General features: G+C 74.0%; 11 protein-coding genes. 9 read left to right on the top strand and 2 right to left on the bottom strand.

Annotated features, from left to right (window positions below):
• Positions 1 to 183 precede the first annotated feature (183 nt).
• Positions 184 to 888 carry a DUF305 domain-containing protein gene (locus D459_RS0118005; protein ID WP_017594401.1) on the bottom strand — a complete coding sequence of 235 codons (705 nt, stop codon included), beginning with the start codon at positions 886 to 888 and terminating at the stop codon, positions 184 to 186.
• A 689-nt stretch (positions 889 to 1577) separates the two neighbouring features.
• Here D459_RS0118005 and D459_RS0118000 point away from each other — a divergent pair.
• Complete coding sequence (locus D459_RS0118000) at positions 1578 to 2978, top strand: LVIVD repeat-containing protein (RefSeq protein ID WP_017594400.1); 1401 nt, start codon at positions 1578 to 1580, stop codon at positions 2976 to 2978.
• A gap of 79 nt (positions 2979 to 3057) precedes the next feature.
• On the opposite strand, the gene D459_RS0117995 is transcribed toward D459_RS0118000, so the two are convergent.
• Complete coding sequence (locus D459_RS0117995; RefSeq protein WP_017594399.1) at positions 3058 to 4323, bottom strand: folylpolyglutamate synthase/dihydrofolate synthase family protein; 1266 nt, start codon at positions 4321 to 4323, stop codon at positions 3058 to 3060.
• A 278-nt stretch (positions 4324 to 4601) separates the two neighbouring features.
• Here D459_RS0117995 and D459_RS0117990 point away from each other — a divergent pair, with 278 nt between their 5' ends.
• The 8 genes from D459_RS0117990 (at position 4602) to rodA (ending at position 13287) form a co-directional block, all read left to right on the top strand.
• The gene (locus tag D459_RS0117990; RefSeq protein ID WP_017594398.1) at positions 4602 to 5948 is read left to right on the top strand and encodes a bifunctional folylpolyglutamate synthase/dihydrofolate synthase; all 1347 of its coding nucleotides are present in this window, start codon (positions 4602 to 4604) and stop codon (positions 5946 to 5948) included.
• Between the two features lies 1 nt (position 5949).
• A complete protein-coding gene (locus tag D459_RS0117985) occupies positions 5950 to 6297 on the top strand; it encodes a DUF4233 domain-containing protein (protein WP_017594397.1) in 348 nt (115 codons plus the stop codon).
• 252 nt (positions 6298 to 6549) lie between these two features.
• A complete protein-coding gene (gene ndk / locus D459_RS0117980) occupies positions 6550 to 6960 on the top strand; it encodes a nucleoside-diphosphate kinase (RefSeq protein WP_017594396.1) in 411 nt (136 codons plus the stop codon).
• Positions 6961 to 7335: 375 nt separating this feature from the next.
• Positions 7336 to 8370 carry a rod shape-determining protein gene (locus D459_RS0117975; RefSeq protein ID WP_017594395.1) on the top strand — a complete coding sequence of 345 codons (1035 nt, stop codon included), beginning with the start codon at positions 7336 to 7338 and terminating at the stop codon, positions 8368 to 8370.
• A 1-nt stretch (position 8371) separates the two neighbouring features.
• On the top strand, positions 8372 to 9292 hold the full coding sequence (gene mreC / locus D459_RS0117970) for a rod shape-determining protein MreC (protein ID WP_017594394.1): 921 nt from the start codon (positions 8372 to 8374) through the stop codon (positions 9290 to 9292).
• Positions 9289 to 9843 carry a rod shape-determining protein MreD gene (gene mreD / locus D459_RS0117965; RefSeq protein ID WP_017594393.1) on the top strand — a complete coding sequence of 185 codons (555 nt, stop codon included), beginning with the start codon at positions 9289 to 9291 and terminating at the stop codon, positions 9841 to 9843. The genes mreC and mreD overlap by 4 nt, the downstream gene beginning before the upstream one ends.
• The gene (gene mrdA / locus D459_RS0117960; protein WP_020380242.1) at positions 9831 to 12065 is read left to right on the top strand and encodes a penicillin-binding protein 2; all 2235 of its coding nucleotides are present in this window, start codon (positions 9831 to 9833) and stop codon (positions 12063 to 12065) included. The genes mreD and mrdA overlap by 13 nt, the downstream gene beginning before the upstream one ends.
• Before the next feature lie 49 nt (positions 12066 to 12114).
• Positions 12115 to 13287 (top strand): rod shape-determining protein RodA, encoded by a 1173-nt coding sequence (gene rodA / locus D459_RS0117955; protein WP_017594391.1) that lies wholly within the window; start codon positions 12115 to 12117, stop codon positions 13285 to 13287.
• Positions 13288 to 13364: the final 77 nt, after the last annotated feature.

Genomic DNA, 13364 nt, shown 5'->3' with positions numbered 1-13364 from the left:
CCGGAGGAGAAGTCGGCCTGACCGCGTCCCGCAGCGGCCCGGAGCACCGCACCGACGGCGGCGCAGTGCCGCGGCGACAGAGCCTTGCAGAGCCTTGAGGGGGCGGGCCCGAGACCGGGCCCGCCCCCTCGCCGTCTCCTCCGGCCGCCGGCCCCGCAGGGCCCTGCGGGGCCGGCGCGCGGCTCAGTCCTCCAGTGCCAGCTCCATCCGCTCGATGTCGGCGGACTGCTCGGCCACCACATCGTCGGCCATCCGCAGCACGTCGGGGTGCTTGCCGTCGACGGTGGCGTCCTGGGCCATCTCGATGGCGCCCTCGTGGTGGGAGGTCATCAGCTCGACGAAGAGCCGGTCGAACCCGTCGCCCTCGGCGGCCTCCAGGTCGTCCAGGTCCTCCTGGGCGACCATGCCGGGCATGTCGGTGTGGTCGATGTCGATCGGGCAGTCACCGCCGCCGTGGTGGCCCGCACCGCCCCCGTCCCGCCAGGCGGTCAGCCCGCACTGGTCGGCGTAGTTCGGGTTGCCCTCGGCGGGGCCGTAGACGTTGTCCTCCAGCCACGTCTCCATCGCCTCGATCTCGGGCTCCTGGGCGGCGGCGATCCGCCCGGCGATCTTCTCCACCGAGTCCCGCTCCACCCGCTCCTCGACCAGGTCGGTCATCTCCAGGGCCTGGGTGTGGTGCTCGATCATCTTCAGCACGTACTCCACGTCGGCCTCGTTGTGCCGGACGTCCGCGTCGGCCGCGTCGATCTGCTCCTGGGAGGCCGGCGAGGCGGTGTCCCCGGGCGCGCCGGGGTCGAGCACCGGGGGCGCGTCGGCGGCCTCGGAGCCGGAGCAGGCGGTGGTGAGCAGGAGGGCGGCCGCCACCGCGGCCGGGACCCAACGGTGCACAGGGGGGCTCCTCTCGGGCGGGGCGTGACTCGGCGGGGAGAGTCCGGTGGCGCCCGCGCCGCTCTCCGCGATGTCTACTGCCTCCGGAGGGGTCCTGTCCAGAGGGGAGGGGGACCGGGAAGGCCGCCGGGCGGCCTTTCCGAAAGGCGCGAAGCGGGATTTCCCCGGTTTCGGTTCCGCACTACCGTGTTTCACGCGATTCCGAAACCGGGGCCGCTGCGCCGCCCCGGGCGGCCGGGTCCGAGGGGCGCTCCGTATCGCGGAAAGCCCTGCCGCGTGGGAACTCGCGCCGCCGCCGGGCGGCCGGACGGGGAGCCGGGGGAAGTGCGGGAAAGGCGGCGAAGTGACGGATATGTACCGTCCGGTGGTGCTCCCCTGTACAGAACGGGAACGGCCTCTGTAGCTTTCGTGGTGTTTCGGTGTGCTTGTACCCGCCTAAGGAGAAGGAGGTCTGATGTCGACATCCTCCGGTCCGTTCGGACGCCTCCGGGCGGAGCCCCTCGAGCACGGCGGGACCTGACCCTGTCCCCGAAGCGTCCCGCACCGCGCCGGTCCGGAGCAGGACCGGCCGGCCGCACCACCCACCCCCAAGCGACCGCGCGGCCCGCTTCCGTGGCCGGCCGCAACGGGGCCGGACGAGACGGCGTGCGCCTCCGGTACCCGGGTCCCCGTCTGAACGAGGAGTCCGCATGTCGCCATCCCCCCGGAGATCCGCGAGACGGCTGCGGCGCATCGGCGCCGCCGCGGTCGGCGCCGCGGGCCTGCTGCTGAGCCTGGCCTTCGCGCCCCCCGCCGCGGCCGACGCGCCGCCCGCCGACTCGATCTCCAGCGACAACATCGAGCACCTGGCGAACGTCCCCAAGCCGGAAGGGTTCGAGAGCACCAACTCCGACCTGGCCTTCACCGGCGACTACGCCATCGGCGGCAACTACAACGGCTTCGTCATCTACGACATCTCCGACCCGGCCGAACCGGAGATCACCAGCACCGTGCTGTGCCCCGGCGGGCAGGGCGACGTGTCGGTCAGCGGCGACCTGCTCTACTTCTCGGTGGACTACCCCCGGGCGGGCGAGGAGTGCGGTGCCGCCGAGTCCGACCCGACGGACCCGAACGCCTTCGAGGGCATCCGGATCTTCGACATCTCCGACAAGGAGTCCCCGCAGTACGTCTCGGCGGTGCGCACCGACTGCGGGTCGCACACCAACACCCTGCTGCAGGGCGAGGACGGCGAGAGCGACTACATCTACGTCTCCTCCTACGCCCCCTCGGACCGCTACCCCAACTGCGAGCCGCCGCACGACAAGGTGGCCATCATCGAGGTGCCGCTGGACGACCCGGCCTCGGCGGAGATCGCCGCGGAGCCGGTGCTCTTCCCGGACGGCGGCAACCACGACCAGGACGGCCTGCTCCGCCCGACCGAGGGCTGCCACGACATCACCATGTTCCCCGAGCGCGACCTGGCGGCCGGGGCCTGCATGGGCGACGGCATCCTGATGGACATCAGCGACCCGCTCGAGCCCGAGGTGGTGGAGCGGGTCCGCGATGAGAACTTCGCCTTCTGGCACTCGGCGACCTTCACCAACAACGGCAAGGGCGTGCTCTTCACCGACGAGCTCGGCGGCGGCGGCGCGGCCACCTGCACCCCGGAGATCGGCCCGGAGCGCGGCGCCGACGCGGTCTTCGCGCTGAAGGGCGGGAAGGGCGACCCCCGGCTCGACTTCGAGAGCTACTTCAAGATCGACCGGCACCAGGGCACCGAGCAGAACTGCGTCGCGCACAACGGCTCGCTGATCCCGGTCAAGGGCAAGAACTACTTCGTCCAGTCCTGGTACCAGGGCGGCATCTCGATCATCGACTTCAACGACCTCTCCGCCCCGAAGGAGATCGCCTACTTCGACGCCGACGACCGCGTCGACGACTCGATCGAGACCAACACCAACACCTGGTCCACCTACTACTACAACGGCTACATCTACAACTCCGACATCGACCGCGGCCTCGACGTCCTCAAGGTCACCGACAAGCGCCTCAAGGGCGCCGAGAAGGTCCGCTTCGACGAATTCAACCCTCAAAACCAGCCGAGGTACTGAGCCGTAGGCAAAGCCGCTCCTCCCCGGTCCGCTCCGGGGAGGGGCGGGGCGCCGCCGTGTCCGCCTCCGCGCCGCCGGCTCAGTGCGCCCCGGCGTCGAACATGAGCTCGGTGTCGGCGCCGGCCAGGGTGAGGAGGCGGGCGGCGAAGTAGACCGTGCCCAGGGCGAGGATGTGGTCGCCGAGGGCGGCGACGGAGGCGGGGGTCAGGTCGGTGGAGTGCACCCGGTGCCAGTGCGGCGGCAGATCGCGGTCGAAGCGCAGGTGGGCCAGGGGGAGGTCGGCGGCGGTGACCGGGAGGCCGGCGAGTTCGGCGATGGCGCCGGGGACGTCCTTGTGGTCGGGGAAGCAGAGCAGCACGTGGTCGATCCGGGGCCAGTGCGCGCGGGCGTGCTCCAGGGCGGCGCGGATCCCGGTGCGGTCGATGGCGGAGTCGACGATCAGCCGGGCGGTGCCGATCCGGTGGTGGGAGAGGCGGCCGGGCAGGCGGACCGAGCCGAGCACGGCGGCGGTGCGCGCCGGGTCGTCGGCGGAGGGGTCCCGGCCGAGGACGCGGAGCATCCGCTCGGCCGCGGCGTGCCCGAGCACCGCGGAGGAGGCGGAGAGCCCGGCCGGGCGGAGGCCGGGGGCGAGCAGGCCGGGGGCGCCGGAGGCGGGGTCGACCTGCTCGGGGGCGACCCGGCCGGCGCAGGCCTCGCGGAGGGCGGCGCGCATCGCGCGGTCCGGCCCGGGGTCCTGGGGCAGGTGCACGAAGGCCTCGGTGCGCGGGCTGCAGACGCCGGCCTTCTCCGCGGCGATCTCGGCCGGGGTGTCCCCGAGCACGCCGATGTGCTCGGCGAAGACCGAGCCCAGCGCGACCACCCGGGGGCCGGTCAGCGACAGGTCGTCGCGGCGCCCGCCCATCCCGGCCTCCAGCACGCACGCGTCGGCGCCGATCCGCACCGCCTCCACCAGGCCGGCCGCCAGGAACAGGCCGTTGGGGCCCAGGTAGCCGCCGTCCGGGGCGGGCAGCCGGTCCCGGGCCGCGGCGATCCGGGCGGCCAGGGCCTCCAGCCGCTCCGCGGAGACCGCGCGGCCGTCCACCCGGACCCGTTCGCGGTGGCTGCGGTGGCTCGGCCCGGTGACGGTCACCACCCGCAGCCCGGCGGCGGCCAGCCGGGCCGAGGCGAACGCGGCCGTCGTGCCCTTGCCCTTGGAGCCGACCACGCCGAGCACCGGCACCGCGTCCTGCGGGTCGCCCAGCTCGCGCAGGAGGGCGGCCATCCGGGGCAGGCTGCGGCGCTCACCGGGGGCGCGGGCGTCCCACTCCTCGGTGAAGACGCCGGGGGCGGGTTCGAAATCGGACATGCGCCAGTTCTACAGCACCGCGGGGGCGGTCCGGGGCGGAGGAGGCGGGGCCGGCGCGAGGGGCACCGCGGGACCGCGCCCGGGCGGCCGCCGGGAGGGGCGCGGGGGAGGGGCGGCCGGACGCCCGGCCGGAGGGAGCGGCGGCGGAGGGCCCCGGGCGCGGGCCGGAGGGCCGGGGCGCGGGCCGGGATGTGCGATCGGCCATGCGCGGGGCGGGACGGCGGCACCGCGCGCGGTCAGTAGGCTGGAGGCGTGTTCACCCCGACCAGAGCGACGCCATGAGCAAGCCCGGCGCGCACGAGCGCTACCAGCAGGTGATGGCCGAGATCACGGCCCGCCGGGTCGAGACCGACATCGACCCCACCATCGAGCGGGTCCGGGAGGTCCTCGACCTGCTCGGTGATCCGCAGCGCAACTACCGGATCATCCACATCACCGGCACCAACGGCAAGACCTCCACCGCGCGGATCGCCGACGCGCTGCTGCGTGAGCGGCGGCTGCGCGTGGGCCGCTACACCAGTCCGCACCTGCGCACCATGCGCGAGCGGATCGTGGTGGACGGCGAGCCGGTCTCCGAGGAGGCCTTCGTCGCCGCCTACGACGACGTGCTGCCCTACGTGCAGATGGTCGACCAGGGCTCCGACGTGCCGCTCTCCTTCTTCGAGGTGCTCACGGTGATGGCCTACGCGCTCTTCGCCGACGCCCCGGTGGACGTGGCGGTGATCGAGGTCGGCATGGGCGGCACCTGGGACGCCACCAACGTCGCCGACGGCGACGTGGCCGTGGTCACCCCGATCGGCATCGACCACACCGACTTCCTGCCGGACACGGTGGAGGGCATCGCCGAGGAGAAGTCCGGGATCATCAAGCCCGGGTCGATCGCGGTGCTGGCGCAGCAGCCGCTGGCCGCCGCCGAGGTGCTGGTCCGCCGGGCCTCGGAGACCGGCGCCACGGTGGCCCGGGAGGGCCTGGAGTTCGGCGTGGCGCACCGGGAGGTCGCGCTCGGCGGGCAGCTGATCACGGTCAAGGGGCTGCGCGGCGGCTACGAGAACCTCTTCCTCCCGCTGTACGGGGAGCACCAGGCGGGCAACGCCGCTGTGGCGATCGCGGCGGTGGAGGCGTTCGCCGCCCCCGCCGAGGGCGACGACGCGCTCGACCCGGAGCTGGTCGGCGAGGCGCTGGCCCAGGTCGGCTCGCCGGGCCGGCTGGAGGTGGTGCGGCGCGGCCCGACGGTCATCCTGGACGCGGCGCACAACCCGGCCGGGATGGCCGCCTCGGTGGCGGCGGTGGAGGAGTCGTTCGGCTTCACCCGGCTGATCGCCCTGGTCGCGATCATGGCGGACAAGGACGTCGAGGGCATCCTGGAACCGCTGGAGCCGCTGGTCACCGAGATCGTGGTGACCCGGAACTCCTCGCCGCGCTCGCTCGCGCCGGAGGAGCTGGCCCGGATCGCCGAGCCGATCTTCGGCGCCGAGCGGGTGCTCGCGGCGCCGCGCCTGGACGACGCGATCGAGCTGGCGATCGGGCGCGCCGAGGAGACCGGGGAGACCTCCGGGACCGGCGTGCTGATCACCGGTTCCGTGGTGACCGCCGGCGACGCCGGCCTGCTGCTCAAGGGGGAGTGACGTGCGGACGATCTGCGCGGTGGTGCTGGCCTTCGAGGTCGTGGTGATCGGCCTGGCGGTGCCGGTCGCGATCAACCTCGCGGGGTTCTCGCCCGCGGTCGCGGGCGGGGTCTGGGGCGGCCTGGCCGCCGCGGCCCTGGTCCTGGCCGGGCTGCAGCGGTTCCGCTGGGCGCACTACGCCGGCTGGGTCCTCCAGGCGGCCTTCCTGGTCAGCGGCTTCCTGGTGCCCGGGCTGGCGCTGCTGGGCATCGTCTTCGCCGGGCTGTGGACGGCCGGGGTGGTGCTGGGCCGCCGGACCGACGCGATGAAGGCGGCCGCGGAGGACGGGGCCGGCCCCCAGGCGGCCTGAGCGGCCTGTGCGAAGCCCGCCCCCGGGCGATGATCTTGACGTTGCGGCCCTATCAGAGCGCTCTGATAGGGCCGCAACGTCAAGATCATCGGGGGAGAGGGGCCATGAGCGGCCTGTGCGAAGCCGCGCCGGGCGGTGCGGCGGGCGCGGTAGTGTGGCGGTCGGCAGGGCCGTCCGGAGCCCCCTCGTGCGCGGACCGGAACACCGGGCCCGCGCCGTCCGACGCCCATCAGCCCTGAGGAGTAATTCACCGTGGAGCGCACCCTTGTCCTGATCAAGCCCGACGGCGTCCGGCGGAACATCATCGGCGAGGTGATCTCCCGCATCGAGCGCCGCGGCCTCGCGATCGTCGCGCTGGAGCTGCGCACGCTGGACGAAGAGACCGCCAAGACGCACTACGAGGAGCACGCCGAGCGGCCGTTCTTCCCGTCGCTGGTCGAGTTCATCACCGGCGGCCCGCTGGTCGCCATGGTGGTCGAGGGCGAGCGGGCGGTCGAGGCGTTCCGCGCGCTGGCCGGCGCCACCGACCCGGTCTCGGCCGGCCCGGGCACCATCCGCGGCGACTTCGCCCTGGAGGTCCAGGCCAACGTGGTGCACGGCTCGGACTCGACCTACTCGGCCGAGCGGGAGATCAAGCTCTTCTTCCCCGACCTCGAGCACTGACCCTGCACGGCTCCGGCCGTGCGGTCACCCGCGCCCCGGGCGCCGGGCGGCGATCTCGCCCCCGGCGCCTTCGGCGTTTCCGGGCCGGTCTCCGGGCCGGCCGGGGCCGCCCCGAACCGCCTGGAGCGTCCGCGAACCGGGCGGAAAGCGCAGGTCGGAGCGGCGCAGGAGGAGCGTCCTTTCCGGGGCGGGTCATCCCGGAGGGTGCCGATCCGTTCTCTGTGGTGGCAAGAAGGCAACGATTCGGTGTGTTTGCGTAACGGTCTGAGTGCTCAGCGTTACGATACGGGTGCTGGATACACATCCGTGCACGATCGAGACCGTATTGCCCGCCTCGCGCCGATGCGTGGCCTTCGGTGCCGCTGAGGACGATATATGACCAACAATCTCGCCTTTCTCGGCCGCGACATGGCGGTCGATCTCGGTACCGCCAACACCCTGGTGTACGTGCGGGGCCGGGGGATCGTGCTGAACGAGCCCTCGGTCGTGGCCCTCAACACCTCCACCGGCAAGATCGTGGCGGTCGGCACGGACGCCAAGCAGATGATCGGGCGCACGCCGAGCAACATCACCGCGATCCGCCCGCTGAAGGACGGCGTCATCGCCGACTTCGAGATCACCGAGCGCATGCTGCGCTACTTCATCCAGAAGATCCACCGCCGCCGGCACTTCGCCAAGCCCCGGGTGGTGGTCGCGGTGCCCAGCGGGATCACCTCGGTGGAGCACCGCGCCGTCAAGGAGGCCGGCTACCAGGCCGGCGCGCGCCGGGTGCACATCGTCGAGGAGCCGATGGCCGCCGCGATCGGCGCCGGGCTGCCGGTGCACGAGCCCACCGGGAACATGGTGGTCGACATCGGCGGCGGCACCACCGAGGTCGCGGTGATCTCCATGGGCGGCATCGTCACCTCCCAGTCCCTGCGGGTCGGCGGGGACGAGCTGGACGAGGCGATCGGCACCTACGTGAAGAAGGAGTTCTCCCTGATGATCGGGGAGCGCACCGCGGAGGAGCTCAAGGTCGCCATCGGCTCGGCCTACCCGACCGGCTCGGAGGAGATGCACGCCGAGGTGCGCGGCCGCGACCTGGTCAGCGGCCTGCCCAAGACGGTGGTGATCTCGGCCGCCGACGTCCGCCAGGCCATCGAGGAGTCGGTCACCGCGATCGTCGACGCGGTCCGCACCACCCTGGACAAGTGCCCGCCGGAGCTGTCCGGGGACATCATGGACCGGGGCATCGCGGTCACCGGCGGCGGCGCGCTCCTGCGCGGCCTGGGCGACCGGCTCCGGCACGAGACCGGGATGCCCATCCATCTGGCGGAGAACGCGCTGGACTCGGTGGCCCTGGGCTCCGGCACCTGCGTGGAGAACTTCGAGCGGCTGAACCAGGTCCTCGTTCCGGAACGGCGGCGCTGACATGCGGCGCGAGCGCATCCGCCGCCGGGCGGTCCTGGCGGTGCTGGCCGCCGCGTCGGTGGGGCTGATGGCGGTGGACGCCGGCGAGGAGCCGCATCCGCTGACCTCCGCCGGGCGGCACGCGGCCGCGGCCGCGTTCGCCCCGGTGTCGGAGGCCGCCTCGGTGGTCTTCCGGCCGGTCACCGGCGCCGCCGCCGCGATCGCCGCCGCACCCGGCGCCGAACGGCGCATCGACGAGCTGGAGCGGCGCAACAGCGAGCTCGCCGCCGAGCTCGCCGCCCGGGACCTGGACGACCGCCGCGCCCGCGACCTGGAGGAGCTGCTCCAGCTGTCCGGGCTGGGCGGCTACGAGATGCTGCCGGCCCGCTCGGTGACCAGGGTGGGCACCGGCGGCTACGCCGACGCGGTCACCCTGGACGTGGGGACCCGCGACGGGGTGCGGCCGAACATGACCGTGATCGAGGGCGGCGGCCTGGTCGGCCGGGTGGTGCGGGCCGCGGAGCGGACCAGCACCGTGCTGCTGATCAGCGACGGCGCCTCGTCGGTGGGCGTCCGGATGGAGTCCACCGGGCAGATCGGCGCGGTGCACGGCCGGTCGCACCCGCTGGACTCCCGCGCCCCCGCCGAGCTGGAGCTGCTGCGGGCCGACGCGAAGATCGCCGAGGGGGATCGGATCGTCACCATGGGGTCGCACGACGGCGCGCCGTTCGTCCCCGGCGTCCCGGTGGGCACGGTCACCGAGGTCCGCGACACCCCGGGGGCGCTGACCCGCACCGCCGAGGTCCGGCCCATGGTCGACCTGGACGCGCTGGACATCGTGGGCGTGGTGCTGGCCGCCCCGGAGGAGGACCCGCGGGACGCGGTGCTGCCCTCCGAACCGCCGACCGACGCCGGCCGGCCGCCGAAGGAGGAGCAGGGATGAAGCGGGCGGTGAGCGCGGTCCTCCTGGTGGCCGCGGTGCTGCTGCAGGTGGGCGTGGTCGACCGGCTGCCGCTGCCGTGGGGGGCGGTGCCCGACGCGGTGCTGCTCGTCCTGGTCGCGGTCGCCCTGCACTCGGGCCCGGCGGGCGCCGCGGCGGCGGGGTTCGCCTGCGGGCTCGCCGTCGACCTGCTGCCCCCCGCCGACCACGAGGCCGGGCGGTTCGCGCTCCTGTACTGCCTGGTCGGCTACCTGGTGAGCCGGCACGGCCGGAGCGAGGTCCGGAGCGCATGGGCCCGGTACGGGGTGGCGGCCGCGGCCTCGCTGGGCACCGCGGTCGGCTTCGCGCTGCTCGGCGCGGTGCTGGCCGACCCGCGGGTCGGCTGGGCCGCCGCGGCGTTCGCCGTCCCGGCCACCGTGCTGGCCACGATGCTGGTCGCCCCGGTGCTGCTGGCCCCGGCGGAGCGGCTGCTCCGGCTGCTGGACTCGGAGCGCTACGACGGGCTGGGGCCGCCGGTGGCGCCGGTGCGGATCGGCGGAGGGTGGCGCGGATGAGGCAGGAGCGCAAGGAGCGCCGGTACTTCCGGGACGCCCGGAGCGGGCGCAGCGGCGCCCGGCCCGCGCCGAGGCCGGGGGAGCGCACCACCGGGCGGGCCGGGATGATCGCCGCCCAGGTCCTGGTGCTCTCCCTGCTCGCGGTGCTGACGGTCCGGCTGTGGTACCTGCAGGTGCCGCTGGGCGACCACTACGCCGAGCTGGCCGCCTCCAACCGGACCCAGGACCTGATCGTGCCGGCCACCCGCGGGCTGATCGTGGACGCGGCCGGGCGGCCGATGGTCGGCAACCGGGTCGAGCTGGTCGTCTCGGCCGACTTCCACGCCCTGCGCGAGCGGGAGGACGGCGGCGCGGAGGTCCTGGCGCGCGTCGCCGAGGTGGTCGGCGAGCCCCTGGAGGAGCTGCAGAAGCGGATGCGGCTGTGCGGCCCGGACGTGAGCCGGCCGTGCTGGCCGGGCTCGCCCTACCAGCCGGTCACCCTGGCCGAGGGGGTGGAGCCGCAGGAGGCGCTGCAGATCCTGGAGCGCCGCGAGGACTTCCCCGGCATCTCCGCGCAGCAGCTCGCCGTGCGCGACTACCCGCTGGAGACCGGCGCCGCCCAGGTCCTGGGCTACCTGCAGCCGGTCACCCAGGAGGAGCTGGAGGCCCGCGAGGAGCTGCGCGCCCAGTTCAGCGGGGTGGACCAGGTGGGCCGGGACGGGCTGGAGGCGGTCTACGACGACCGGCTGCGCGGCACCGCCGGGGTGCGCACCCTGGCGGTGAACAACCGGGGCCAGGTGACCGGGGTGGTCCGGGAGAAGGCCCCCGAGCCCGGCATGCACCTGGTGACCCACATGGACGCGCGGGTCCAGGAGATCACCGAGAAGGCGCTGGCCGCGGGGATCGAGAGGGCCAGGTCCTCCGGGAAGCCGACCGAGGCCGGGGCGGCCGTGGTGCTGGACGTGCGGAACGGCGGCGTGGTGGCGATGGCCAGCCTGCCGAGCTACGACCCGTCGGTGTGGAACGGCGGCATCGACCAGGAGACCTTCGACGAGCTGCTCAGCGAGAAGGCCGGCAACCCGCTGACCTCCCGGGTCACCCAGGGCCAGTATCCGCCGGCCTCCACCTTCAAGGTCTCCTCGCTGGCCGCGGGGGTGGCCGGCGGGGCCGACCTCGAGGGCACCTACGCCTGCCCCTCCTCGATCAGCGTCGGCAACCGGTCCTTCGAGAACTACGAGGGCACCACGCACGGCTCGCTCAGCCTGCACCGGGCCATCGTGGTCTCCTGCAACACCGTCTTCTACCAGCTCGCCTACGACCAGTGGAAGGCCGACGGCGGCTCCGCGCCGACCGGGGAGACGGCCGACGTGTTCCGGAAGACCGCGGAGGGCTTCGGCTTCGGCGAGCCCACCGGGATCGACCTGCCGCACGAGGCCGCCGGGCGGATCCCCAGCCGGGACTGGAAGAAGGAGCTGTGGGACGCGACCAAGGAGGAGAGCTGCAAGCGGGCCGAGGAGGGCTACCCCGACGTCGACGACCCGCAGCGCGCCTCCTACCTGCGCTCGGTGGCCGAGGAGAACTGCACCGACGGCTACCGGTGGCGGGCCGGTGACGCGGTGAACTTCTCCATCGGCCAGGGCGACGTGCTGGTCACCCCGCTGCAGCTGGCCCGGGCCTACGCGGCCATCGCCAACGGCGGCACGCTGTGGCAGCCCCGGGTCGGGAAGGCCCTGGTCTCCCCGGACGGCGAGCAAGTGCAGCGGATCGAGCCGGAGAAGGCGGGCGAGCTGCAGATCCCCGGCGAGGTCCTGTCCTACCTGCAGTCGGCGCTGACCGAGGTGCCCAAGTCCGGTACGGCCGCCGGGGCGTTCAACGGGTTCCCGCAGGACGAGGTCTCCATCGCCGGCAAGACCGGTTCCGCCTCGGCGCTGGGCAGCGAGTCCTCGGCCTGGTTCGCCTCCTACGCGCCGGCCGACGACCCGCGGCTGGCCGTGGTGGTCCTGGTCCCCAAGGGCGGCACCGGCGGCGAGACCGCCGCGCCGATCGCCCGGGAGATCTACGACGGGATCTACGGCTTCACCAAGGAGGAGGACGGGGCCGCCGAGGCCGAGGAGGGCGAGGAGAAGGAGGAGCCCGAGGAGCGCGGCCCGGTGGAGCCCGCGCTGCCCGGCGGCGAACCCCGCTCCGAGCTGCCGAAGGTCCGCCCGGACGGCTCCTTCGACCACCCGGGCGCGGACGCCTGAGCCCGGCCCCGACCCGACGACGACCCAGCGACCCGGAGGACGGTCCGCCTTGAGCATCGGAAACCAACCCCGGCCCAGGTCCTCCGGTGAGCGCGCGGCCCGCGCCATCGCGGGGGCGCTGCCCCGCCGGGTGGACGGGCCGCTGGTCGGCGCGGTCGCGGCGCTCGTCGCGATCGGCACCGTGCTGCTGGCCGCCGCCACCTACACGCCCGGCGACCCGGCCGAGCAGCTGCACTACGTGGAGCGGCACCTGCTCTACGCGGCCATCGGCGGGCTGTGCTGCGCGGGGCTGACCGCGCTGGACCACCGGACGGTCCGGGCCTACGCGCCGATCGTCTTCGTGCTCTGCTCCATCGCCCTGGTGCTGGTGCTCACCCCGCTCGGCGCGGTGATCAACGGGACCCGGTCCTGGCTGGTCATCGGCGGCCTGCAGCTGCAGCCGGTGGAGCCGGCCAAGCTGGGCCTGGTGATGATGGTGGCGGTGCTGCTGGGCGAGCCGCGGGACGGCGAGCACGCGCCCACCTCCCGCGACGTGCTGTTCAGCCTGGCGGTGCTGGCGGTGCCCGCGGTGCTGGTGATGCTCCAGCCCGACCTGGGGTCGCTGCTGGTCATCGGGGCGACCTACCTGGGCATGCTGGCGCTGTCCGGGGCGCCGCTGCGCTGGATCGCCGGGCTGGCCGCGTGCGGCGTGGGCGCCCTGGTCGCGGTCTGGTCGCTGGGCCTGCTCAAGGCCTACCAGCTGGCCCGGCTGACCAGCTTCGTCGACCCGTCCTCGGACCCGCTGGGCCGCGGCTACAACGCCAACCAGGCGATGATCGCGGTGGGCTCCGGCGGGTTCACCGGGACCGGGCTGTTCCAGGGCGAGCAGACCAGCGGCCGGTTCGTGCCCGAGCAGCACACCGACTTCATCTTCACCGTGGCAGGGGAGGAGCTGGGTTTCATCGGCAGCACGCTGATCATCGCGCTGATCGGCGTGGTGCTCTGGCGGATCCTGCGGATCGCCTCGCTGTGCAGCCAGCCCTACGCCCGGCTGCTCTGCACCGGCGTCGCCTCCTGGTTCGCCTTCCAGAGCTTCATCAACATCGGGATGACCATCGGCATCACCCCGATCACCGGCATCCCGCTGCCGTTCGTCTCCTACGGCGGTACCGCCGCCATCGCCAACCTCGCCGCGGTCGGCATGGTGCTGGGCATCGGGGCCCGGGACCGGGGCCGGAGCTGAGCGGCGGGCTCCCCGGCCGATCTAACCTGGACCGACAGGACTCCGCGGGTCCGCCGGGAGTGCCGGCGCGGCCCGCC

It is taken from the genome of Nocardiopsis potens DSM 45234 (assembly GCF_000341105.1).
Lineage (GTDB): Bacteria > Actinomycetota > Actinomycetes > Streptosporangiales > Streptosporangiaceae > Nocardiopsis_A > Nocardiopsis_A potens.
This window is presented reverse-complemented; position numbering and strand designations above follow the sequence as displayed.

Coding starts and splice junctions, on each gene's coding strand:
- D459_RS0117995 (WP_017594399.1), bottom strand. CDS start 4,323: ATGTCCGATTTCGAACCCGCCCCCGGCGTCTTCACCGAGGAGTGGGAC.
- D459_RS0118000 (WP_017594400.1), top strand. CDS start 1,578: ATGTCGCCATCCCCCCGGAGATCCGCGAGACGGCTGCGGCGCATCGGC.
- mreD (WP_017594393.1), top strand. CDS start 9,289: ATGAAGCGGGCGGTGAGCGCGGTCCTCCTGGTGGCCGCGGTGCTGCTG.
- D459_RS0117990 (WP_017594398.1), top strand. CDS start 4,602: ATGAGCAAGCCCGGCGCGCACGAGCGCTACCAGCAGGTGATGGCCGAG.
- D459_RS0117975 (WP_017594395.1), top strand. CDS start 7,336: ATGACCAACAATCTCGCCTTTCTCGGCCGCGACATGGCGGTCGATCTC.
- mreC (WP_017594394.1), top strand. CDS start 8,372: ATGCGGCGCGAGCGCATCCGCCGCCGGGCGGTCCTGGCGGTGCTGGCC.